The organism is Paralteromonas sediminis, from assembly GCF_003820355.1.
In the GTDB taxonomy this organism is placed as follows: Bacteria; Pseudomonadota; Gammaproteobacteria; order Enterobacterales; family Alteromonadaceae; genus Alteromonas_F; species Alteromonas_F sediminis.
Genome location: NZ_RPOK01000005.1, coordinates 163849 through 188905, shown reverse-complemented (window position 1 = coordinate 188905; position 25057 = coordinate 163849). Strand labels below are relative to the sequence as shown.

Annotated in this window: 18 protein-coding genes; 10 read left to right on the top strand and 8 right to left on the bottom strand. The window is 45.8% G+C overall.

Annotation, left to right across the window (positions count from 1 at the left end):
• Window positions 1-2 precede the first annotated feature (2 nt).
• The 6 genes from trmH (at window position 3) to DRW07_RS15800 (ending at window position 6059) form a co-directional block, all read left to right on the top strand.
• On the top strand, window positions 3-680 hold the full coding sequence (trmH, locus tag DRW07_RS15825) for a tRNA (guanosine(18)-2'-O)-methyltransferase TrmH (RefSeq protein WP_124029021.1): 678 nt from the start codon (window positions 3-5) through the stop codon (window positions 678-680).
• Window positions 681-741: 61 nt separating this feature from the next.
• Entirely contained in the window at window positions 742-1371 is a 630-nt protein-coding gene (locus DRW07_RS15820) for a peroxiredoxin-like family protein (protein ID WP_124028921.1), read from the top strand.
• Between the two features lie 66 nt (window positions 1372-1437).
• Window positions 1438-3525 (top strand): ATP-dependent DNA helicase RecG, encoded by a 2088-nt coding sequence (gene recG / locus DRW07_RS15815; protein WP_124028920.1) that lies wholly within the window; start codon window positions 1438-1440, stop codon window positions 3523-3525.
• Window positions 3526-3528: 3 nt separating this feature from the next.
• Complete coding sequence (locus DRW07_RS15810) at window positions 3529-4326, top strand: class I SAM-dependent methyltransferase (RefSeq protein WP_124028919.1); 798 nt, start codon at window positions 3529-3531, stop codon at window positions 4324-4326.
• On the top strand, window positions 4319-4792 hold the full coding sequence (locus DRW07_RS15805) for a peroxiredoxin (RefSeq protein ID WP_124028918.1): 474 nt from the start codon (window positions 4319-4321) through the stop codon (window positions 4790-4792). The genes DRW07_RS15810 and DRW07_RS15805 overlap by 8 nt, the downstream gene beginning before the upstream one ends.
• Before the next feature lie 79 nt (window positions 4793-4871).
• The gene (locus DRW07_RS15800; RefSeq protein WP_377923176.1) at window positions 4872-6059 is read left to right on the top strand and encodes a BaiN/RdsA family NAD(P)/FAD-dependent oxidoreductase; all 1188 of its coding nucleotides are present in this window, start codon (window positions 4872-4874) and stop codon (window positions 6057-6059) included.
• A 6-nt stretch (window positions 6060-6065) separates the two neighbouring features.
• Here DRW07_RS15800 and DRW07_RS15795 read toward each other — a convergent pair whose 3' ends face one another.
• Both DRW07_RS15795 and DRW07_RS15790 read right to left on the bottom strand, forming a co-directional pair.
• Window positions 6066-8429: an ATP-binding protein gene (locus tag DRW07_RS15795; RefSeq protein ID WP_124028916.1), complete on the bottom strand. Its 2364-nt coding sequence runs from the start codon at window positions 8427-8429 to the stop codon at window positions 6066-6068.
• Between the two features lie 80 nt (window positions 8430-8509).
• Window positions 8510-9541 carry an AraC family transcriptional regulator gene (locus DRW07_RS15790; protein WP_124028915.1) on the bottom strand — a complete coding sequence of 344 codons (1032 nt, stop codon included), beginning with the start codon at window positions 9539-9541 and terminating at the stop codon, window positions 8510-8512.
• A gap of 137 nt (window positions 9542-9678) precedes the next feature.
• Here DRW07_RS15790 and DRW07_RS15785 point away from each other — a divergent pair, with 137 nt between their 5' ends.
• Both DRW07_RS15785 and DRW07_RS15780 read left to right on the top strand, forming a co-directional pair.
• Window positions 9679-12078, top strand: coding sequence for a TonB-dependent receptor (locus DRW07_RS15785; RefSeq protein WP_124028914.1), 2400 nt, complete (start codon window positions 9679-9681; stop codon window positions 12076-12078).
• A 14-nt stretch (window positions 12079-12092) separates the two neighbouring features.
• Window positions 12093-13664: an AMP-binding protein gene (locus tag DRW07_RS15780; protein ID WP_124028913.1), complete on the top strand. Its 1572-nt coding sequence runs from the start codon at window positions 12093-12095 to the stop codon at window positions 13662-13664.
• 80 nt (window positions 13665-13744) lie between these two features.
• On the opposite strand, the gene DRW07_RS15775 is transcribed toward DRW07_RS15780, so the two are convergent.
• The 3 genes from DRW07_RS15775 to DRW07_RS15765 form a co-directional block, all read right to left on the bottom strand.
• Window positions 13745-14191: a DUF3300 domain-containing protein gene (locus tag DRW07_RS15775; protein WP_124028912.1), complete on the bottom strand. Its 447-nt coding sequence runs from the start codon at window positions 14189-14191 to the stop codon at window positions 13745-13747.
• Window positions 14192-14261: 70 nt separating this feature from the next.
• Window positions 14262-14873, bottom strand: a complete 612-nt coding sequence (gene ribA, locus DRW07_RS15770) for a GTP cyclohydrolase II (protein WP_124028911.1) — start codon at window positions 14871-14873, stop codon at window positions 14262-14264.
• An 80-nt stretch (window positions 14874-14953) separates the two neighbouring features.
• On the bottom strand, window positions 14954-17722 hold the full coding sequence (locus DRW07_RS15765) for an EAL domain-containing protein (protein ID WP_165870525.1): 2769 nt from the start codon (window positions 17720-17722) through the stop codon (window positions 14954-14956).
• Between the two features lie 260 nt (window positions 17723-17982).
• Here DRW07_RS15765 and DRW07_RS15760 point away from each other — a divergent pair, with 260 nt between their 5' ends.
• Window positions 17983-18654: a glutathione S-transferase family protein gene (locus tag DRW07_RS15760; protein WP_124028909.1), complete on the top strand. Its 672-nt coding sequence runs from the start codon at window positions 17983-17985 to the stop codon at window positions 18652-18654.
• Here the strand turns inward: DRW07_RS15760 and recQ are convergent.
• Window positions 18636-20447, bottom strand: coding sequence for a DNA helicase RecQ (recQ, locus tag DRW07_RS15755; RefSeq protein ID WP_124028908.1), 1812 nt, complete (start codon window positions 20445-20447; stop codon window positions 18636-18638). The two genes, DRW07_RS15760 and recQ, sit on opposite strands and share 19 nt — an antisense overlap.
• A gap of 133 nt (window positions 20448-20580) precedes the next feature.
• Here recQ and rarD point away from each other — a divergent pair, with 133 nt between their 5' ends.
• A complete protein-coding gene (gene rarD / locus DRW07_RS15750; protein WP_124028907.1) occupies window positions 20581-21480 on the top strand; it encodes an EamA family transporter RarD in 900 nt (299 codons plus the stop codon).
• On the opposite strand, the gene DRW07_RS15745 is transcribed toward rarD, so the two are convergent.
• Together DRW07_RS15745 and uvrD are read right to left on the bottom strand one after the other, a co-directional pair.
• The gene (locus DRW07_RS15745) at window positions 21462-22706 is read right to left on the bottom strand and encodes a GGDEF domain-containing response regulator (RefSeq protein ID WP_124028906.1); all 1245 of its coding nucleotides are present in this window, start codon (window positions 22704-22706) and stop codon (window positions 21462-21464) included. The two genes, rarD and DRW07_RS15745, sit on opposite strands and share 19 nt — an antisense overlap.
• Window positions 22707-22722: 16 nt before the next feature.
• On the bottom strand, window positions 22723-24894 hold the full coding sequence (gene uvrD, locus DRW07_RS15740) for a DNA helicase II (RefSeq protein ID WP_124028905.1): 2172 nt from the start codon (window positions 24892-24894) through the stop codon (window positions 22723-22725).
• Window positions 24895-25057: the final 163 nt, after the last annotated feature.

Below are 25057 nucleotides of genomic sequence, written 5' to 3'. Positions count from 1 at the left end.
TGATGTCTCCTGAGCGCAACAAGCGCATTGTTTCGATGCTGGACAAACGTCAGGTTGACCTGACGGTGTGCCTTGAAAACGTCCATAAACCCCACAATATGTCTGCAGTAGTGCGTACTTGTGATGCGGTGGGTGTGCATTACATCCACGCTGTTTGGGAAGACAAATACCGCCTGCGCGGCGGCACAGCCATGGGCAGTGACCAATGGGTAAATTGCGCCCAGCACGACACGATTGAAGCGGCAGTTAGCAGCTTTAAGCAGCAAAATATGCAAGTACTGGTTACACATCTATCTGACAACGCGGTTGATTTTAGAGACATTGATTACACCAAGCCTACGGCGATTTTACTTGGTCAGGAAAAATATGGCGCTACGGAAGAAGCCATAGCCTGTGCCGATCAGGACATCGTCATTCCCATGGTTGGCATGGTGCAGTCGCTGAACGTATCAGTGGCGGCCGCACTGGTATTATATGAAGCGCAAAGGCAAAGGCAGTTGGCGGGCATGTACGACACCCCTGTATTGGAAGAGCAGGAAAGACAGCGAATCCTGTTTGAGGGTGGGTATCCTCGCCTGGCGCATTTATGCCGACAAAAACATCTCTATTACCCACGTATTGATGAAGAAGGGCAGATTGATGCAGACGATGCGTGGTGGGAAGCAGTCAGAAAAGCATAAAACATGAAATAAAGTCTCCATTTTCCAGGTCTTATCCGACAATTCGCAAATGGAGCCTTTAATGAAAACTCGCTATCTATCTTACTTTTTACTTTCTTTGAGTTTGTTTACTGCAACCTCATGGGCGCTGGATCGAACCCAGCTCGCCCAATCTGCTGATGCTGTTACGCCTCTGCTCGATGGGCAGTCTATACCAAACGTTACCGTAGCTTTGGCTGACGGTAGCCCAGTGAGTTTGCGCGGGTTGGCTATGCAAAAACCGTCAATTGTGTTGTTTTATCGGGGTGGCTGGTGTCCATACTGCAGCCGTCAACTTGCAGGGTTAAAGAATATAGAGTCTCAATTGGTTGAGTTAGGCTATCAGGTCCTCGCGGTATCGCCAGAGTCACCGGCGAAACTGCAAGAGCAGAAACTCCAGACTGAGTTTGCCGTAACATTAATTTCAGATAGCGCTTTGTCTGCTATTAAAGGTTTTGGCGTCGGATTTAAAGTAGATGACGAGACGGTTCAGAAATACACCGGTTTTGGTATCAGTCTGACTAAAGACGAGAGCGGTGCGTCTGTCTTACCCGCACCCTCCATATTTATCATTGATACTATGGGTGTTGTGCGCTTTAGCTACGTTAATCCCGATTTTAAAGCCCGACCGTCTGAGCAACTGATTCTCGCCGCGGCAACTGCCCTCAAGTAACACTCGCAATTGTGCGCAGGTTTGATATAACTTGCGCATCATGTCTTTTTTCACAGTTACAACGCATTGCAACAAGCCGGATTAACGGTTCTTAAAACCGCTTCTATCACACAACTAAAAGGTGTTGGCAGTAAGGTCGCTGAGCGCTTGGCCAAGTTGAACTTGTTTACTATTCAGGACCTATTGTTTCACCTGCCATTGCGTTATGAAGATCGCACACGGGTTTACCCGTTGCGGGATTGTCGGGCGGGCATGCATGTCACCATTCAAGGCGAAGTGGTTAACGCAAACATACAATACGGTAAAAAGCGTATGTTGGTAGTGAAACTCCAAGACGCGGCGGACCAGATCACAGTGCGCTTCTTTCATTTTGGCAAGTTACAGCGGGAAGCTATGACGCCAGGTAATACCTTACGATGCTTTGGTGAAATAAAGCTGGGTAAAGTCGGATTAGAAATGATGCACCCTGAGTTTACTTTGTTAGAGGATTCCAACAGCCCAGTCGAAGACACGTTAACGCCTGTGTATCCAACAACAGAAGGCATTAGGCAAGGCACGTTGCGTGCATTAACTGAAGAGGCGCTTACTCGTCTTGCTAACTCAACCCTGACTGATTTGCTACCTGATGGCATTTATCAGGGACAAATGGCGCTTCATGAGGCAATAAAAACCGTGCATCGTCCACCGCCTGACAGCGACGTGATACAGTTAGAGCAGGGGCAGCACCCCGCACAACAACGGCTGATCATTGAGGAATTGGCAGCACAACATTTAAGCATGCTCAAGGTACGACAAATGAGTCAACAACAAGCAGGCTTTCCGTTGACCGGTACGGGTAAGTTGACGGCAGACTTTCTTCGCGGGTTACCGTTTTCACCTACTGGCGCTCAACAACGGGTTAATGAAGAAATCCGTCAGGATTTAACCAAACCGTTTCCTATGATGAGGTTGGTACAGGGCGACGTGGGCTCAGGCAAAACACTGGTAGCGGCTATAGCCGCGCTTTCTACCATTGAAGCTGGGTATCAAGTAGCTCTGATGGCACCTACAGAACTGTTGGCCGAGCAGCATGCTAATAACTTTCGGGCTTGGTTTGAACCACTCGGTATTGAGGTGGGTTGGTTGGCTGGCAAACTCAAAGGTAGCGCGCGAAAGCAGGTTTTAGAAAAATTACAGGCGGGTGAAATAACCATGCTGGTGGGCACCCATGCTATTTTTCAGGAACAGGTCAGCTATCAAAATCTAGCACTAGTTATCGTGGATGAACAACATCGATTTGGGGTGCATCAACGACTCGCTTTAAGGGAAAAAGGCGAGCAGCAAGGACGTTTCCCTCACCAACTTATTATGACCGCAACACCGATACCTCGTACCCTGGCCATGACGGCGTATGCTGACCTTGAAACGTCGATAATCGATGAGCTACCTCCAGGCCGGACACCAGTAAAAACCGTTGTGTTGCCTGATTCAAGGCGATCAGAAATTGTCGAACGTGTGCGTCAAGCCTGCAAAGGGCAAGGTAGGCAGGCTTATTGGGTGTGCACACTCATAGAAGAATCAGAATTCTTGCAGTGTCAGGCAGCGGAAGATACCGCCACAGTGCTTAGAACAGCGTTACCAGATTGTCGAATTGGCTTGGTTCACGGGCGTCTGAAACCCGCAGAAAAACAGGCGATCATGGATGAATTTAAGCGTGGAGATTTAGACTTGCTAGTGGCTACTACTGTGATTGAGGTGGGTGTTGATGTGCCCAACGCCAGCTTAATGATCATAGAAAATCCGGAGCGTTTAGGACTTGCCCAGCTCCATCAGTTGCGAGGTCGTGTAGGCCGAGGGGCGATAGAAAGTCACTGTGTGTTGATGTATCAGAGTCCATTATCTAAAACCGCCACGAAGAGATTGGGTGTTTTACGCGACTCAAACGACGGTTTTTTTATCGCGCAGCAGGATCTTGAGATCCGAGGTCCCGGAGAATTAATGGGAACACGGCAAACTGGTCTGGCGGAATTGCGAATCGCTGATTTAAGCCGGGATCAGCACCTTATTCCACTCGCACAATCTGTGGCGCAGACACTGTTCACTGACTATCCGGAAAAGGCCGAAGCGGCTATACAGCGTTGGATTGGTGTTAAGGCACAATATGGGCAGGCTTAATTGATGAATAACTTTACAGGTCTTTTCATCGCGCAGGACTGTTCATCTGAGCAGCAGCAATATGCCAACGATCTCAGTCAGCGGTATTGTTTTGATGTTCTGAAAAACTATCCAAATCAAGGGCTAGTGCTGGTTTGTGATGCAAATGGACTGGGGTTAATGAATGCGGGTGAGAAAAAGCAGTCTCCAGTTAAAGCAGAGTTCACAAGTCCAGAACTTCATTATCGCCTACAAAAAAGCACGGCTAAGTCAGAATCCATCGTAAAGGCTATTGGAAATAAAGGGCAACCATGGACCGTGTTAGATGCTACACCCGGGCTCGGTAGAGACGCCTCTGTGCTCGCCCATTTTGGTTGCGTTGTGGTTATGGTGGAACGGTCTCCTGTGGTGGCAGCACTATTGGAAGATGGCCTGATTCAGCTCAAGTCGCGGCAACCTGAGTTGGCAGAAAAAATGACCCTGATCCATGGTAACAGCGTAACTACCATGCTGACATGGCGTGAACAACAGGGGGCGAATCAAGCGCCAGATGCTGTGTATTTAGACCCTATGTTTCCACATCGAAAAAAGTCAGCGCTGGTTAAAAAAGAAATGCAGCTTTTTCAGCAACTACTGGGGCACGACGAAGATGCAGATTCTCTGCTAATGCCAGCCTTGGCATTGGCTAAGAAGCGGGTGGTAGTAAAGCGGCCCAACAGTGCCGCTGTGCTCAATGCGCATACACCCACTATGAGCGTTACTATGAAAAAACACAGATTTGATGTGTACATAAACCATCAAACAGGAGAAAAGAATGATTAAAGTAGGCAGTGCACTACCTGACGCCACATTTAGCGTGTTGGCCAATGGTGAAATGACCAATCCCACCACTCAGGATTTATTTGCTGGCAAACGTGTTGCTGTGTTTGCAGTTCCAGGTGCGTTTACCCCTACCTGTTCGGCGGCTCACTTGCCGGGATATGTAGCTCTGGCTGATAAGATAAAGGCTAAGGGGATCGACAGTATTATCTGCGTTTCTGTAAATGATGCGTTTGTGATGGATGCATGGGGTAAGGCCTCTAATGCCGAAGCCATTGATATGTTGGCTGACGGTGACGGCAGCTTTTCTAAAGCTATCGGATTGGATATGGATACGGCGGGTTTTGGTGGTGTGCGTTCTCAACGTTATTCCATGGTAGTCGATAATGGCGTTGTAACGCATTTGAATGTTGAAGCGCCCGGCAAATTTGAAGTCAGTGATGCCGAAACCTTGCTAACGAGTCTATAAACCTTTTTTTCGCAGCGCTCGTCCTGAGCGCTGCAATCCCTGTATACTCTGTTTTGAAATTCCAACTCAAAAAAATAAGATGAGCGTGATAGAGCGTGATGTAATTGTTATAGGTGCTGGCGCAGCTGGCCTTTTTTGTGCGGCTGAGGCGGGTAAACGCGGGCGACGTGTCGAAGTACTCGACAATGCAAAAAAAGTTGGCAGAAAAATCCTCATATCTGGCGGTGGTCGTTGCAACTTCACGAATATGTATGCCAGCCCAGCAAATTTCTTGAGTCAAAACCCACATTTTTGTAAATCAGCGCTGAGTCGATATACCCAGTGGGATTTCATTGCACTCGTGGAAAAATACGGCATTCCTTACCACGAAAAAACGCTCGGACAGCTCTTTTGTGATAATTCAGCCAAAGATATCGTCGCTATGCTGTTGGCTGAGTGTGAGCAGTCAAATGTTGTGGTCACAACGCGCACAGAGATTTTACGCGTTGAAAAAAGCGGTACAGGCTACCACGTTGAGACATCAAAAGGCTTGTACCATTGTGAATCTCTGGTTATTGCCAGTGGCGGATTGAGTATGCCTAAGTTGGGTGCGACGCCGTTTGGCTATCAGCTTGCCACTCAGTTTGGCTTGTCTATTGAGCCGACTCGAGCTGCCCTAGTGCCCTTTACACTGCACGACCACGACAAAGCCGTGTTAGCTGAAATTAGCGGTGTGTCGGTAGATGTTTATGCGAGCTGCAATGACACAGGTTTTCGCGAACAAATGCTGTTTACCCACAGAGGTCTTAGCGGTCCATCCATCTTGCAGATATCCTCTTTTTGGGAGCCGGGCAATACTCTTCAAATAAACCTAATCCCTGACAGTGACGCACATTCACTTGTCGCCGAATGGCGAATCAAGAATAGAGAGTCTTTATTATCTACTTGTTTAAGCGAGTTTTTTCCAAAGAGACTGACCAGTGCATTAATGCAAATTAACCAGTGGGAAAATAAGCCTGTTAAACAATACACTTCAAACGAGCTTGCTTGTATTGCAGACTCGTTGAACGAGTGGCAACTCAAACCCAATGGTACTGAGGGCTATAGAACAGCGGAAGTGACGCTTGGTGGGGTAAGTACTGGGCAGCTGTCTTCTAAAACTATGATGGCAAAAGACGTAAACGGACTGTACTTTATTGGCGAGGTGGTAGACGTTACCGGCTGGTTGGGGGGCTACAACTTTCAATGGGCCTGGAGCAGTGGCTGGGCGGCAGGGCAGGTAGTGTAAACCGATTCAGCCTATACAACGCTTTAACACGGAGGCCAGTTTATGCATTTCTATGGGTTTGCCTAAATGATCAGTAAAGCCTGAATTTTTATAATGGGTAATATCCTCCGTCATCACATTTGCCGTCAGTGCAACAATAGGTAGATGAGAGTATTTTTGTAAAATGCGTTGGCAAGCTTCTACGCCGTCCATTTTGGGCATCTGTATGTCCATCAGAATTAAGTCTGGTTTGAATGTGTCACATTTGGTTACGGCTTCTACCCCATTATTAGCGATTAGCAGTTGGGCACCAGTGAGTTCAAGCATGGCACTGATGACCATTTGATTAATGTCATTGTCCTCGGCAATTAGGATACGTTTATCGGCCAAGTCTAAATGCTCTAATGCAGATTTACCGTCATCTTCCTGTGGGTTTATCTCTTCCGAACGCTTAAGCGGTAGGCAAATAGCTATTTGCGTTCCTTGTCCTTCACGACTGGACGCGTTTACGCTTCCTCCCATCAGTGACACCAGCGATTGTGTGATCGCCATGCCTAAACCTGTGCCGCCGTACTCTCTTGTAGTTGTGTTGTCGGCTTGTTCAAAGCGAGAAAAGAGGCGTTCTAGGGCTGATTTATCCATGCCAATGCCAGTATCGGTAACCTCAATAGATAAACCCGCACCATTGTCGAGCTCAGTGATGATGATGCTCACAACGCCCTGTTCGGTAAATTTAATAGCATTGGATGTTAAATTTAACAGGATTTGTCCTATCCTAACGGGGTCGCCAATCCACAGGTCATGCTGTAAATCAACTTTCACATTCAGCGCGATCCCTTTTTGTTTGGCGACTGGAAGCATGTCCGATGATATTGCTTCCACGACTTTAGAGATACTCATTGTAATGTATTCGATTTCTAATTTATTGGCTTCAATCTTTGAGTAATCTAAGATGTCATTGATAATAGTGAGTAAGTTTTTACACGAGTAGCGGGCTTTATCGAGATAGTCTCGCCCTGTTTCACTTAACACTTCAGAGCCGAGTAACTGTAGCGTGCCGTAAATCCCATTCATGGGGGTACGGATTTCATGACTCATATTGGCTAAAAAATCGCTCTTAGCTTCATTGGCCCGTTGCGCTTCGTACATTGCAAGCTTTATTTGCTCTTCTTGTTTTATTCGCATTGTAATGTCGCGAATCAGTCCAACAAAAAACAGCTGCTGATTTTCGCGATAGGTATTAATGGTAAGCTCGATTGGAAAGGTTTCTCCGCTCGCCTTGCAGCCCAATAGCTGCCTTCTTTGGCCAATAATTTTAGCTTTGCCTTTGCCTTTGTCTTTGTATTCTTTTAAGTAGGTGGGATGTTTGCTAGCAATGTCAGATGGCATCAATAACTCGATGGGCTTTCCGATAAGCTCGTTAGCTTTATAATTAAAGAGGGATTCAGCGGCCGGTGTAAACAGAGCGATTAGCCCCTTATCATCAATAACAATGACTGCATCCGTTAGACAAGATAACAAGGCATTGCGCTTCTGCTCTGATATATCGAATTCTTTTTTACTTGACTCTAATTCCCCCTGTTTTTGTTTGACTTGTTTGTCCAAGCTTATTTTCGCATTGTGTGTTCTCAACTGAGCAATCGAATCACTTGATATAGCAAACCACAAAGCCACGGCATAGGCTAAAAATCGCAATATGTGCCAGCCCCACCAAGTGATATCCCACAACCGAGATTGCTCAAACATAATGGCAGCAAAGCCAAACATGGCGCAATGCAGAACAAATAGCAGGTCGTCGGTTTGTCTGTAGCGTAAAAAGGTTAACAAAAGTTTAATAGCAGCAATTAATAAAAAAATACCGCCCGTAACATTCAAAAATACGGCGACATTGGTGAAGCCCTGTTCATTTGCCATGGTGGGGAGTTCAGAGGCAAATACAATGGACAGCACAGAAAAAACGAGCGATGCAAAAAATACTTGAAGCGGCCAATGAGGGCCTATCCAACTGGTCCATCGTTTAGGCATTAAGAGCAAGCAAAACAGTATACCGCCTACAAAGGTAGCTGTTGAATGCAACCACACAAATAAGGCTCCTGGGTGCACTAAAGAATGCATGCCATCTATCACGCCCATGCCCACCATGGCACCTGCAATAGGCAGATTAAATCGGGTGCCTTCTCCTTTTTGTTCAAGGGCAGTTAAAAGGTAGGCAACATAAAAGGCAATAAATGAGCCGGCTATCTCAAGTCCACTGTGTACGGGAACGTTTTCCCAGCGCCAATCGTGAAGATGTTCCTTTCCCAGGTAAAGCGCCAAAAAGTGAATCGCAGCACTCGCTGCGATTACACCAATGATGACGCTTCGTGTTACTGGGTTTTTGACTTGCTCCATAAGAAGACCCTAGGTGGTATCTTCTTTAAATGTAGTAAAGAGTTTTTCAATTGCTATGCGTTATCAATGATTTGTTCGCTTCACTCGCCACTCAACTTGCGAAATTGCGATGGCTGCATGCCTGACCATCGTTTAAATGCCCGTCGAAAGTTCGCTGGATCGGTAAAGCCTATTGCGGCACCAATATCATCGACGGTTAACTGAGTTTCAGTGAGATATTGTTTGGCCAGTTTCTGTTTGATGTTGGTAGAAATCTCACTGAAGGTGACGTTGTATTCGGCGAGTTTACGACGCAGTGTTCTCTCTGTGGTGCAAAGCGTTTTCGCTAGCATCTCTAATGTCGCATCGCGATGAATGTTTTCTGATACCCATTTATACACTGTAAATAAAAAGTCATTTTCTGAGAGGTAATCTCGTATTTGTTGTTCGCAGTCTTTTAACAAAATCGGTACCACAAGGGGATTGTTTTGGGGCAACTTGGTCGCTACTTTTTCATGAGAAAAAAGTAAAAAGTCTTCGGCCTGCTCAAACCTCACCGGGCAACCAAAGTAGGCTTCGTAAAAAGCAGGGTTAGCGGGTTTTGGCACACTCATGTGCACTTCACAAGGTGAAAATTGCCGGTTGTCGACCACATCCCGAATCAGGCTGAGGTTTACCGCCGCATGAAATTCTAGGTTGAAGTGTTGGAGGAGAGGTTGGTCAAAAACGCTGTGACAGCAAAATTTGTAGTAGCCATCTTTAGCGGGAGCAAATGACAATTCGGTGGTGCGAGTGACGATATCGTGATAGCCAATGGCAAACTCCATTGCTGACCTCAAGTCCTCTTTACACAGTAGCACACACCCAAACAAACCGTAGTATTTAACGCGGATCATACTTCCCAGTGTGATCGCAAGGTTCTCAATTGGCAATTGTGCTAATTTTTCAAACACCTCCTTTACCAATGAAAACGGAACCCTTTCTTCCATAGCGACAAGGCGCTGGTTTTCCAGATGAGTCTTTGGAAATACGGTGGATAGATCGATGTTTAGCTCTCGCATCGATTCAGCGATAAAAATGAGTTTTTGTGAACTTACAATGGCCGGCTCACATTTTTTCGCTGCTATGTCCATTTTTACTCCCACTTTACCCCTCCTGCTGCCACATTGTCCGCTAATGACAGGGTAAATGTCCAGCAAGGATATAATAAAAATTTACGAATTTATTACGCTATTAACAAATCATTAGCAAAATAATAAGTGAGACACTCATGAACAACCCTAAACTCACGCTCACCGCTTTGGCGATCTGTTCCGCACTGAGCAATTCTGTTTTGGCACAAGAGAGCCAAGAAGAAACTGCCCAAACCAATCAAGAAAAGCCCTCCATTGCACTGGAGGTGATACAAGTTACTGCGCAAAGACGCGTAGAGAATATTCAGGATGTACCCATTTCTGTTCAGGCAATGTCGAGTGAACAGTTAGAGCGAGTGTCAATAGATAAAATTGACGATTTGCAGCTCTATATTCCAAACCTTTCTATGACCGAAACCGGACTCAGTACGCAAACCTTTATTCGCGGGGTTGGCTCGGGCAATAACCAAGGCTTTGAACAATCCGTTGTTCAGTTTATCGACGGTGTTTCTTATGCCAGGCAACAGCTTACAAGGGCGCCTTTTTTTGATATGGAAAGAGCCGAAGTGTTGCGAGGCCCGCAAAGTATATTGTTCGGTAAAAACGCCATCGGTGGCGCGCTTAATTTCACAACAGCAGCAGTGGAAGAGGACAATACAGGCAAACTCTTCTTGCAAGTGGGAGAGCATGGTATTCAAGAGGTTCAGGGTGTTGCTAACCTCGCGCTGGTTGAAGGCAAGCTGTACGGGCGCTTGTCTATCAGAAATTATCAGGAAGATGGTTACATTGAAAATACAACGTTAGACCGTGATGAACCCAACAGAGATGACCAGACGGTGCGGGCAAAACTGAAGTATTTGGTTAACGAAGATTGGACGATCAATTTCAAGTATGAACGAAATGACTTCGAAACCAATGGTCGTCATATTGAAATTCTTCAGGATGAAGGCAGTCCAGGTAATCCGTTTGGCGCGACACTTGGCGCTGGCTTTGGGCTGACCGAAGCGATCCGAGAAACAAATCTGGATTACTCAAGACAAGCCAACGGCGATTCCAGTACCAATGAAGTGAACAATTTTGTTGTGGAGGTGACGGGCATGGTGGGTGACCTGGAGTTTGAATCCAGAACCGCAACCCTCGATTATGAATTTAATGACATTTGTGACTGTGACTACATCGGCGCAAACATCTTTACTGTGCCTATGGAAGAAAAGTATGACCAATTCAGCCAAGAGTTCAGAGTGGCCTCTGATCCAAACCAAAAGGTAGCCTGGCAGGCGGGACTCTTTTATCAAACCAGTGAACTGGACTTTTATGACGCCATTCGTGTTCCTGTAGGCCAAGTCGGTCAACCTAATCTTTCCGTACTGCCTACCGCAGTAACAGCAGTAACAGGGAGTGCTGCTCAAGGTGCAGCGCTATCTGGTATCTCGGGTGCCCGAGACTTTACTCAAGATACGGACTCATTCAGTGTTTTCGGCCAACTGGTGTATGAAGTAACAGACAAACTTAATATGTCGGTGGGTGCTCGATGGAGCAAAGAGGATAAAGACGGTAGCAGACAGCTAAACGTGTATACCATTGATACCCGCGACGTGGCGCCCAATCCGCTTTCTGCTCTGGTGTTGTTGGGTTTATTTGGTATTGAAACCGAGCAATCAACGGGCCATAACTTATCAGGTTCTCGCTCTGAAACGGCGTTTGATCCAAGCATTAATTTCCAATATAAGGCATCTAAAGATGTCATGTATTACGCCGGCTGGTCGAAGGGTTCAAAATCAGGCGGTTATGATGCCCGAGCCAATGTTGTGTCGTCTTTTGAGTTTGATGCTGAGGAAGCATCGGCATTTGAAGTGGGATACAAGAGTACATTCTGGGATGGGCGGGCGCGCTTTAATGCGGCTATTTATTATACTGATTTTGATGATCTACAAGTGAGCCAATTCGACGGTACACTTGGCTTTGTGGTTGGTAACGCCACATCAAAAATGCAAGGAATAGAAATAGACGGTTCCTTCGCGGTAACAGAAGACTTTACGTTGTCATATTCTGCTGCTTATCTTGACCAGGAGTTCACTGATTACAAAGACGGCAACTGCTTCTATCGTCAGCAATTCGATGCAAATGCAGATTTAGCAGCTCGCTATAACCCTGCTACTGGACTTTGCGACTACACCGGGTTGTCAGGGCAATACACCCCAACCATTACTGCTAACCTGAATGCAGACTACTACATAACCTTGTCTGACAGCATGGACCTGCGCATCAATGTGAACTACAACTACACGGGCGGCCAAAATGTGCATCAAAACCTCGATCCCAATTTTGACGAAGACGCGATAGGTAGACTGGATGCAAACATAGCGCTGCAATTTGACACGTGGAGCGTTGAAATACTTGGCCGCAATATCACTGATGAAGACTATATCATGTACGCGGGCAACTCCCCGCTGTCAGGAACCTTCGGCGCTGATACGATTTATGGCTTCATTGCGCCACCGTCAACCTGGTCTTTACGTGCCAAATTCGAGTTTTAACTGAGGAGATTACCATGCAAAGTGAGACTGTTTGTACTAGCAGCTTGTTAGGCGATTTCTTTGAGCAGACCATGGCAAAGCACAGTGAAAAGCCTGCTTACCGCTGCGGCCAGCATACGGTGACATTCAGTGAGATGGAGATATCTTCCAGGCAGTTTGCTAATTGGTTGCAAACATTGCCTGGGCTAAGTCAAGGCGACAGAGTAGCTGTGCAGCTACCTAATATTATCCAATATCCAATTACTGCTTACGGTGTACTAAGAGCGGGTATGGTATTGGTGAATACGAATCCCTTGTATACGCCACGAGAAATGCAGCACCAGTTCGTTGACTCTCAAACAAAGGTGGTAGTTCTTCTGAGAAGCAAGCTTTCAGATCTTGCTTCCTTTATCGCGGATACGCAGATAGAGCATGTTGTCGTCGTAGACCCCGGTGATCTTCTCTCTGAACCTGAGCGCGTAGAAGAGTCCAACCAAGTACTTCTGCACAGTATTCTGGCTACTCAGCCAAAAGAGAGTGTGTTGGCACCGGTTAACCAGCACAAAGATGACGTAGCAATTATCCAATATACTGGTGGTACAACAGGGGTGTCTAAAGGTGCTAGCTTATCCCATAACAATGTGCTCAGTAATGTTGTGCAAGTGGCTGACAGAATAAAAACAGGGTGTCGTGTAGGCAAGGAGGTCTTCATTTCACCGCTTCCGCTGTACCACATTTATGCGTTTACCGTGAATATGACGTTAATGTTTGGTTTGGGGAATTTAAATGTGCTTATTCCCAACCCTAGAGATATTCCAGGGTTTATCGAGTCAATTAAAGACATCCCCTTTACTGGGATGGCTGGCATTAATACGTTGTTCGTCGGATTGTGCAACCAACAAGCATTCCGTGATTTAGACTTTAGCCATTTGCGTTTAACCACTTCAGGAGGCACTGCGCTAACGCAAGATGCTGCCTCGCTCTGGAAGAAGGTGACCGGGTGCACAATAACCGAAGGGTATGGGTTGTCGGAAACCAGTCCTGTTTTGACTTTTAATGAACCTGGTAATGAGGAAATTGGCACTATTGGCAAGCCTCTGGAAGACACGCTAATTGATATTAGAGATCTTGAAGGGAATTCAGTTGAGGAGGGGCAGGAAGGGGAAATGGTCGCAAAAGGGCCCCAAGTGATGTTGGGATACTGGGGGCGAGAAGAGGCGACGAAAGACGCCTTTACCAAAGACGGTTATTTTAGAACGGGCGATGTGGCAGTCAAACTGCCTGATGGCAAGTATAAAATAGTGGATCGCATCAAAGATATGATCATAGTGTCAGGCTTTAATGTGTACCCTAATGAGGTGGAATCAGTGCTTTGTAGTCATGACGCTGTTTTGGAAGCGGCGGTAGTGGGGAAGCCTTCTGACAAAACCCAGGAAGCAGTGTGGGCTTATGTAACCGTGAAACACGATATCAGCCCTGATGCGCTAAGATCGTTTTGTCGTGAGCAGCTCACTGGCTATAAAGTCCCCGAGCAGGTGGTCATACTTGAACAATTACCTAAGTCTTCTGTGGGCAAAATATTGCGTAGAAGTTTAAGAGATCAGTAACGCTTACTTCATGTATAACACCATCAAAACAAAGGCCTTGTTTTCCACACAGTAAACAAGGCCTTTTATCACTATTCGCGTTAGTATTTTTCCCTTACATAAGCACGTTTCCTCTCTTTGTGTTTATGACGCTTTTTTTTCCACGGTTTATAGTGGTTGTGGTGCTTCTTGTGATGGCCAGAATACCTTTTGTGATGATTTTTGTACCAAGGCCTGTCCCAGTAATGCAGGCTCCAGCGAGGGTTATGGTATAAATCGTCCAAAAATCGCGGGTGATGCAACAAGGCTATCACACTGGGATGCCAACCCTGATGATGAAAATGCCGTAAGTGCAAGCTCACATCTGCATAAGGATGTCGAAGTCGCCATCTAATAGCTGCCTCTAATTGACCAGGGTAGGCATAGGCAATCATTATCTGGTGCTCAAGGCCCTGATGATGGGAATAGCGGTTGGGTTTTGGGTTGTGATGCGGATGGGCAGACGCTGAACCCACTATCAGTAAAAAGGCAAAAGTAATCAGGCGCATAATGCTCCCTCCATGTCATGTTTCAAACACAGTATTGGAGGGTTTTAATTAACCATGCCTGAATAAAGACTTAATCGCCCTTTAACAGATGTGGGTCGAAAGCGTGACCCAATTTATCTCTTTTGGTTGTGATGTAGCGAATGTTGTCGTCGGTAATGCCATGATCTATGGGTTTACGCGCTACTACGTCAATACCCATATTCTTCAGTGCTTTTAACTTTTTAGGGTTATTGGTCATCAGCTCCACATGCTTAACGTTAAGCGTATCAAGCATGGTTTTACAAATTGAGTAATCGCGCAGGTCGGCATCAAAACCAAGGTGTTCATTGGCTTCTACTGTATCCATGCCGGCGTCCTGAAGTTCATAGGCGCGGATTTTGTTTAGCAGGCCAATGCCTCGCCCTTCCTGCCGTAAGTATAAGAGTACGCCTGAGCCTTGCTTAACCATATTTTGCAGCGCGCGCTCTAATTGAAAGCCACAATCACATCGCGTGCTAAAGAGAGCGTCGCCGGTTAAACACTCTGAATGGATACGTATAGATACAGTGTCATCTTCAGACCAGGCGCCATACGTCAGGGCAACATGCTCCTGGCCACTGGCTTCAACGAAACCATGGATTCTGAATTCACCAAATCGCGTAGGGAGTTTGGCTGAGCTGACATATTCGTATGCGTTTTGCATAAGGGTAGTTTATATCTTTACGGCTATTTGGGCCATAACAATGGGGTTATCAACGTAAAATGCAAGCCTCTACACAGTTTTTAATTGTTATTCGCTAGCATATCGAGAGGTTGTGGTGTTGACACAAGGTAACCCTGCGCAAAGTCAATGCCGATTTTGCCAAGCTGAATCAAAGTGGCTTCATCTTCAACAAATTCGGCTACAGTTTCCATATTCATCGCTTTAGCGATGTCGTTTATAGAGGACACCATGGCTTGATTGACAGGATATAGCAGCAACTCGCGAATAAAGCTGCCATCTATTTTCACACAATCTACAGGCAAGTTTTTTAAATAGGCATAGGAAGAAAAGCCACTACCAAAATCATCCAATGCAAATTTACATCCGAGGCCTTTAAACGTTTTTATAAAGTCGAGCGTTTCTTCTAACCGCACAACCGCGGTTGTTTCTGTTATTTCGAAACAAACCTTGTTATAGGGCACGCCATGCTGTTCGAAGGCGTTGAGAATCGCTAATTTCAAATCTTTATCAGCAAGAGATTGTCCACTGAGATTGATATTACACTGTGTCAGTATTGCTAGTACGTCCGGGTTGTTTCCTAGCCATGCTAGGGTATTTTCAATGACCCAGCGATCTATTTTGTTAGCCAGGCTATATCGCTCGGCTGTATTCAGAAACAATGCGGGGGCGATGATATTACCTTCATCGTTAATTCGAATGAGAACTTCTATGTAAATACCGTCTTTTTTGGCCTGCAGAGCCTGATATTGCTGGTAATACAGCACAAAATTATCATGTTCGAGCGCGTCGTTGATTTTGTTTATCCACTTAATTTCACTTTCATAACGCTTTACGCTTTTATCGTCTGGTGAATATTTATGGATTTGATTTCGTCCTTTTTCTTTCGCGATATAACAGGCTGCATCCGCCATGGAAACGAGGTGTTCAGGTAAATAATCAGGTGTATCAATACGCAAGAAACCGATACTGGCACCAAGTGAAAAAATCTTATTTTCATACAAGAATCTATAATCTTGTATCGCATTAAGCAGCTTGTTAGCGCATACATAGGCGTCATCTTCATCAACATCTGACGTGATGACGGCAAACTCATCGCCTCCGAGTCTGGCAACCTTTCCTTTTGCGCCCACAGTTTCATGGATTAACGTTGCTATTTTTTTGATGAGTTCGTCTCCTGCTCTGTGACCGCAGGAATCATTCACTAATTTGAATCTGTCTAAATCGATGTAAAGCAAGCAAGCTGGGATAGACGGATTGTAGTTATCGAGTAGAGTGGTCAGAATGCGCTCAAACTCCCGCCGGTTCAGAACCCCAGTTAATGAATCATGGGTGGCAAGGTATTCTAAACTCAGACTAGACTGTTTTCGCTCTGTGATGTCGAAGATAGAACCATACAGATACTCTTTTTTACCTTCAATATGTCGCTGACAGGATAATGAGAACCAGAATTCGCTGCCATCCCTTTTTTTGCCTTTTATCTCTCTGCCTAACAGGCTTTGATGTTTATTAAGCTCTTCCAGTAACAGCACACGGTCTTCAGGGTGAGCATAGAAGTCTTCCGTCGTTTTTACCTGCTTTAGCATGGTGTCTTCATTGGTATATCCAAAAAGCTGACACATAGCTGGATTAACGCTGAGCAACTGACCATCTTTGGTAGAGGTGTAAAGCCCCTCTGCCGAGTTTCTGAATAAATCATAGAATTGCCGTAAATTCTCTATGCGCTTTTCCTGATGGCTAAATTCACGGATCCTGATGCCGCGCTCACTGGTTTCTATGGCAATACCGGCAATAATCGCTGCGCTGAGTATTGCCATTAATGAGATGCCCACAGTGAGACTGGTATGCGGTGTCTCTGTTAAAAAATAGCCAATGTGCAGCAAGTACGTTATCAGCCCAGTTAACCAGGCAATACCATAAAGTATGGATGGCAGAACAAGTCGTCGATCGTTGTAAATAAAGCTGTAGGCAATTTGCAGCGCCAACCATAGTCCGGCGAAAAGTGTGGAAAGTATTAACGCCACGTAAGAGGAAGTGAATAGCAAAGGCAACACGACCATTGCGGCAACTGCGTAATTCATCCAGTCGAGCCGTTTTGGCAGCCTAAATAAGTGGTAATGGGTAACTTTAGAGGCTGCCAGCAACGCGAGTGCTGCTAAAAGATAAACGAGCGTCGTTTGCGTTAGCAGATTGCCAATTACGGGTAGTGTTAATCCCTGTTTCTGTAATACAAAAAACAGCAGCATAAACACAGTCAGGGCAAACCAGTAACGACATACATTTCGTTGTACAAAGTAGGTAAGGAAAAAATAGAGGATAAGGCAGCCCATTGCGCCAGAGAACAGCATTTTGTACAACGAGGTTTGCGCCGTTATCTTAGACAACGCATCAGCTTGCCATAGGCTTAGCGGGAGAAAAGAAGGGCCCTCGTCTTCGATAGCAATATAGATATCAACGCGCTCACCGGGCATGAGCGTAAAACTAAATTGATGACCTAATGAACCGCGCTTGTTTTGACTGTAGGCTTTTTTAATACTTCCCCGTTCATCAACAACAAAGCCTTCCAGCTTTGTTGCAAAGGTATTGGAGGCAACTGCTGTCAACTGAATGGAGTTGACACCTTTATGGAGAACGGTGGTTTTTGCCCACACTTTGCCATTTTGGGGTATGGGAGATAATGGCACTATGGGCAACCACTGGTCGATATGCTCCTGCACAGATGACAGAGGCAGAGTCTTACTGGCATATACCCTAATAGCGTTGTTGGTAATCGTTTTATTGAAAAATCCATCATCAATGATTACCGGACTATTTTCGGCGTAAGCGGTCATGTGCCAAATCGAAGTAAGGCAAATCAGACAACAAAAATGTACTAAACGGCGTAGCACCATCCTCATTACGGCATCCTTTTTACTGAGGGCTTCATAGTTATACCGCGGGTGAATCATGGTGTCTAATTATTACACGGTGTAAACGACAGCAGACAGCCTTTTAGGGAACAACGGCACTGAATAAAAAAACTTGATGAAGAAAGTAAACTGACCAGGCTTTAAACAGGTATTGAGTGTAATGATGTAGACTAAGGACGTTTATGATAACGCTTCATCACCTTAACAATTCTCGCTCTCAACGCATATTATGGCTTTTGGAAGAATTGAGTGCCGAATATGATATTGAATTCCACGAACGCGACAAAAAAACTAATTTGGCGCCTTCGTCACTTAAAGCTGTGCACCCTTTGGGACGGGCACCTGTGCTTACTGTCGGTGAACACACGCTGGCCGAATCAGCGGCGATCATTGAATACCTAATTAGTCATTATGATCAAGTTGGGGCATTTAGTTATGATGTGGCAAGTGAAGGTCAGGACTACTTATTTTGGATGCATTTTGCCGAAGGCTCCCTCATGCCAGCGCTAGTTGCCAATATGGTTTTGGAAAAAGCAAAAGGCAAAGTGGTCTTTCCCCTGAATGTATTCATTGGAAAGTTTGTTGACGCGGTCAAAGCGGCCTATTTTGGTCCAAATTTAAAAAGCAGTCTCGATTTTGTTGAACAACACCTTTCTGCCAATCACGGTTTTGTTGGTAGTGGCCTAACCGGTGTGGACTTTCAGATGATCTTTCCTCTTGAGGCATTAGTGGCTTCAAATCGGGCAGAGCGTTATCCTGCAATTACTGCATATGTAAAACGAATGCACCAACGTGAAGCGTACCAAAGGGCATTGAAAAAAGGCGGTGAGTATGCCTACGCAACACCCATATGATCGCGATTACTGTAATCTTTGAGTAATGTGAGGAAGGCGTCACCATAGCGCTCCAATTTAGTGTTGCCCACGCCTGAAACCTGTAGAAACTGGCCATCTGTTTGAGGCAATTTCTCAGTGATATCAATCAAGGTTGCGTCACTAAAAACAACAAAGGGAGGCACGCCATTTTCGTCGGCGATGACCTTTCTTAGATGCTTTAAGCGAGCAAACAGTTCTTTGTCATACACTTTGCTTTCCGACTTTTTATTGGATTTTACATCTAATCTAGGTGTGGCAATTTGCAGTTGAGTTTCGCCTTTAAGCACAGGGCGAGCGCCCTCTGTGATTCTGAGTACTGCATGCGCTTCAATATCAACTCGCAACAAACCTTTGTGAATGAGTTGATTGATAATACTGTGCCAGTAGGCATCAGAGTGTGCTTTTCCAATACCATAGGTAGACAGTTCAAAGTGAGCAGGATCAAGCTTTTTATGTTGTCGCCCGCGCAGTATATCGATAACGTACTGTGCCGTTGCACTTTGTTGCAAGCGCAAAATACACGATAAGACTTTTTGCGCCAATACGAGTCCGTCAATCATTTTTGGCGGATCCAAGCAAATATCACAGTTACCACAATGGGTGTGGGTGAGTTCGGAAAAATAATTAAGCAAAACCTGACGACGGCAGGTAAGTGCGTCGCCAAAAGATTCCATAGCCGCAAACTTTTGCAAACACAGGGCGAGACGCTCTTCGTTTTCCCCTTGCTCAATCCATTGGCGAACCCTGGCTGCGTCTTTTTCGTCAAACAACAATAAGGCTTCTGAGGGCAGTCCGTCTCGCCCGGCACGCCCCGTCTCTTGATAGTAACTTTCTATGCTTCTTGGTACGTCATGATGAACGACAAACCTAACGTTAGATTTATTGATACCCATACCAAATGCAACGGTGGCTATAACAACCTGAATACTGTCGGTAAGGAACTGCCGTTGCACCCATGCGCGCTCCTCGCTTTCCATACCCGCGTGGTAGCTGGCACAGCGGAGCCCTCTTTTTTGCAACTTTTGTGTGAGGTCGTCGACTTTTGCTCTGCTATTACAGTAAATAATGCCGCTTCCGTCTTGTTCATCGATATATTGTGCAACCTGTTCAAACGCCTTGTATTTTTGTACAACGCGATAACGAATATTGGGTCGGTCAAAACTGCCTTTGTGTACAAAGGGATCGTTAAGGCCCAATTGAGCGACTATGTCCGCCTGTGTCGTCCTGTCTGCAGTTGCTGTTAATCCAACGACGGGGACATCGGGAAACCGTTGCTTTAGTTGATATAGCTGCCTGTAATCAGCACGAAAATCATGACCCCAATGGGAGACGCAGTGCGCTTCATCGATAGCAAAAAGGCTTACTGTAAGATTGCTCAATAGCTTTAAAAAACTGTGTTGCAATAGCTTTTCTGGAGATACGTATAACAAGTCGAGCTGGCCGTTATTTAGCAAGTCGTAAGTATGCTGTTGCTGTTCTTGAGCCTGTGAAGAGTTGATGAATGCTGCTTTAACCCCAAGTTCATTCACCTGCTCTACCTGATCCTGCATCAATGAAATTAAGGGGGAAACAACAACCGCGGTGCCTGGCATTGCGATAGCCGGAAGCTGATAGCACAATGACTTGCCGCCCCCGGTTGGAAGTAATACCAGAGCATCCTTGCCAGCCACAATATTTTCAATAACGGAAAGCTGGCCGTCGCGGAATTCGTCGAAGCCAAAAATTGTACTGAGAGTGTGGTGGAGGTCGACACAGGATTGAGAATCTTTCATGCTAATAGTTTACGATTTTTCTGGCTGCGGGTCACTGTACCTGTGACCATTTTATTGGCAGCGTGATCTTTGCTTGAATAGTTTAACGGTAGGTGTAAAGTAGCCGCCTTCTACTCTCGTCAGCCAATGACCCATGAACACCCAAACGAAACAAGGTATTTTATTTGCGATAGGGGCCTACCTGATGTGGGGGCTTGCACCCATATACTTCAAACAATTAGCGATGGTCCCCGCTTTTGAAATACTCACACATCGTGTGGTTTGGTCAGTCGTGGTGCTAATGTTGTTAGTGTGGGCAATGAAGCAAAGCACGGCCCTGCTAGAAACGTTAAAAAATCCTAGAAGAATGTTAATTCTTTTAATTGCTGCTGTCTTACTGGCGATAAATTGGCTCATTTATATTTGGGCTGTTAATCAGGGCAGGATTCTGGAGGCCAGCCTTGGTTACTATATCAATCCATTGATCAATGTATTGCTTGGGCGTGTAATACTTGGTGAGGTATTACGCCCATGGCAGCAAGCTGCTGTTGCGCTTGTGGTAATCGGTGTGGGCATTCTAGTAGTCGGTTTCGGTGCATTTCCCTGGATAGCCATAAGTCTTGCTTTCAGTTTTAGTATTTATGGCCTGTTGCGTAAAATGGTGTCCGTTGGGCCTGTGGCAGGGTTAACCATTGAAACCGTTATGATGCTCCCTGTTGCGCTCTTTTATTTGCTGTATTTTGGGTCACCTCACAGCAACATGCTCAATAACAGCGTGTTGATGAATGCTCTGCTGGTGTCTGCTGGTCTGTTAACAACAGTGCCATTACTGTTTTTTAATGGTGCGGCGAAGCGACTGAAATACTCAACACTCGGCTTTTTGCAGTATATTGGCCCGTCTATTATGTTTGCCGTCGCAGTGTTGTTGTACGGTGAGGAATTTACGCTTGAGCGCGCTGTTATTTTTATGTTTGTTTGGGCTGGCGTAGTATTATTTACGCTTGACTCATTCCGGGCTTATCGACAGCAAAAACGTCAACATTCGGCATTGTAGCGCACCTGGTTACGACCGCCATTTTTCGCTTCATACAGCATGGCATCAGCTTTTGATAGCATGGCTTCGATATTGCTATTGTAGGCTACCGTTAATCCAATACTGGTGGTAACACGCAGTACGGTGTTGTTAAAGTCAATGTGCAATGCCGCTACTTTCTGACACAGGCTTTGCATGGTAGCAATAGCATCATCCACGGCAATATCCGGTAGATACACGCAAAACTCTTCTCCGCCGAAACGCGCAATATCAGCGTGCTCAAATTCTGTTGCTAATAGTCTGGCAACGTTCTTTAGTACTGCGTCGCCAGCATCATGGCCATAGGTGTCATTGATGTGCTTGAAGTGGTCAAGGTCAATAATGGCTAAAGCCTGTGTGCTGATATGTGCAGGCTGACGTTTATTAACTGAAAAGAAAAAATGACGGCGATTGGGCAGTCCTGTTAAGTAATCGGTATTCGCTGTTTTTCGAATTAACGCGACATGCTCTATAGATTCAAGCATTTGCATAACCCGGCACAAAAACTCTTCATGATTAAACGGCAAAGTGAAAAAGTCAGTAGCCCCACATTTTATAAAGTGCGCGGCGACAAAATTTGAGGGTTTATGCGACATGCCAACAATCGCAAGATCATCTTTGGTGTAGACCTTGCGAAGGTCTGCAATGAACCTGGAGCAGGTATCTTCATAGTTTGTATCAACCATTACAATTTGGATGTCGTTGTTGGCTAATAGAAGCGCATGCGCTTGGTCGGGCGTGATCGCTTCATACAATCTGAAACTGTGTCGTTGTAGCCAGTTTTTACATTCCTGGCGTGTTCTGCGAATTTCAGATAGCACAAGCACGCCAATGCGCTTGTTTTTATTTAGCCTGAGCAACAACCGATAGAGGTAATCGATTGTTTGTGCATTCTCCAGTCCCACATAGTCGACAATGTCATAATGCATGACGTGTTTATGGATTGCACCGTCCATTTTTTCTGAAATAGCAATCGTTGGGACGGCTACGCCAGTCGTAAAAGCTATTGCTTCTGCACACTCTGCATCTGGATGGGCATAGCCCACTAAGGCACACAACAAGGACTCAGGCAGTGAATCAGAAAAGCGCTTTTTTGCTGCGTACATGGAGTCAGCCATGAGAGGCTCAAGCCCTGCTTGGATCACCTGCTTGTGCAAGAGACGCGCGAGTTGAGTATTGCTCTCAACAATCAGGACCTGATGCTGCATTAATTGATTACCTTCGTTATACCGGCTCTAATTTGGCAAAGCTTAGTACTAACCATTTAGCACCGAAGTCATCAAAGTTTACTTGTACTCTGGCATGTTCGCCACTGCCTTCATAATTTAATACTACACCATCGCCGAACTTGCGGTGTCGAACGCGCTGCCCCAGAGTAAATCCACTACCCTCAAACGCTTCATGCGATGTTGCAGGACTGAATCTGTTGTGTACTGGCCGCGAGAGCGTTGACTTTAATCTGACCTCTTCAACACAGTCATCGGGAATTTCCTTAATGAAGCGGCTGGCGGTATGGTATTTGTCCTGACCGTACAACCGCCTTGATTCGGCGTACGTAATGAAGAGCTTCTTCATAGCCCGGGTCATACCCACATAACACAAACGACGTTCTTCCTCCATGCGGCCAGGCTCATCATGGGTTAACTGACTGGGGAACATGCCTTCCTCTACGCCAGCGAGCACCACAAGCGGAAATTCAAGACCTTTGGCTGTGTGAATAGTCATCATTTGGACACAATCCTGATGGCTATCTGCTTGTGTTTCGCCTGCCTCTAAAGACGCATGCGCCAAAAATGCAGCTAGCGGTGTCAGCTCCTCTTCCTCTTCAACCGGAATTTCGAATTGCTTACAGGCGCTGACTAACTCTTCAAGGTTTTCAATACGCGCCTGGGCTTTTTCTCCTTTCTCTGCCTGATACATAGCATAGAGCCCTGAGCCGTGGATAGCCGTTTTTGCCTGTTCATCTAAAACTTGGTGTTCAGCCTGATCTGACAGCTCTGTTATGAGTGAGCGAAACGCTGTGACAGCATTTGCAGCTCTTCCTTTCAGTAACCCCTGCTCGACACATTGGGAGGCTGCCTGCCACATAGATAAGTCATACTCTCTTGCATGGTTTCGCACTATGCCCAGTGTTTTATCGCCCAGTCCACGGCTTGGAGTATTTACCACACGTTCAAAGGCGGCATCATCGTGAGGAAAATAGATTAACCTGAGATAGCTAAGCGCATCTTTTATTTCCTGACGTTCAAAAAAGCGTAAACCACCGTAGATCCGATAAGGTATGGCTTGTTGCAACAAAGCTTCTTCAAGTACGCGGGACTGGGCATTGTTCCTATATAAGATTGCGCATTCTTGTAAAGGATTGCCCTGTTGTTGCCAGTCCTGTATCTGCGACACAATGAAACGGGCTTCGTCGAGTTCGTTGAAACCCGCGTAAACAGAAATTGGGTCTCCCTTGCTACCGTCTGTCCACAGTTCTTTGCCTAAACGCCCTTGATTGTGGTCGATGACCGCATTGGCGGCTTTCAAAATAGTAGCTGTTGAGCGGTAGTTTTGCTCAAGCCTAATGGTTGATACGTTGTTGTAGTCATGTAAAAAGTGCTGGATGTTTTCTACGTTCGCACCACGCCAACCATAGATTGATTGATCGTCATCCCCCACAATCATAATGTGATTATCTTGGCTGCAGAGCAGTCTGAGCCAAGCGTACTGTATATTATTGGTATCTTGAAACTCGTCCACTAGAATCGCGCGGAAACGTCGCTGATAATTAGCCAGTAAATCTGGGTTGTTCACCAGCAGCTCATGGGCTCGGAGTAGTATTTCAGCAAAATCTACCAGCCCTGAACGGTCACAGGCTGCTTGATAGGCCTGATAAATATCACGCATTTTTTGCTGCGTGTGATCACCATGGGTTTCTATTTGATGGGGACGAAGCCCTTCGTCTTTTTGTCCGTTGATATACCATTGTAACTGCTTTGGTGGCCATTGTTTCTCGTCCATGTTGAGCGACTTGATAATGCGCTTAACCAAACGGTATTGATCGTCTGAATCGAGAATTTGGAAGTTGTCTGGCAGTTTGGCTTCTTGCGCATGACTGCGCAAAAGCCGGTGAGCTAGCCCGTGGAAGGTGCCTATCCACATACTGTTTAACGGGCGTCCCATCAAAGCCTCAATTCTTCCGCGCATTTCGCGCGCCGCTTTGTTTGTAAATGTAACCGCCAAGATACTGAAGGGCGCAATATTTTCTACGTGCATAAGCCAAGCAATACGATGCACCAGCACACGGGTTTTGCCGCTGCCTGCACCCGCTAATACCAACATATTACCTGCAGGCGCGCCTACGGCTTCTCTTTGCTTTTGATTTAAGTCGTCAAGTAGCTCTGAAACGTCCATTAATTTCTTTTAACATCGGGTTTTAGGTCAAGTATGCCATTAAGCTGTGCATTTATACAGGCAAAGCTATGCGTTTACTGGCCTCATCAGGTCGAAGAATTATCGTCTAACGCTTGAAAATGTGCGCACAAGTCCCACAATTAAGCCTTAGCAAGACAAACTC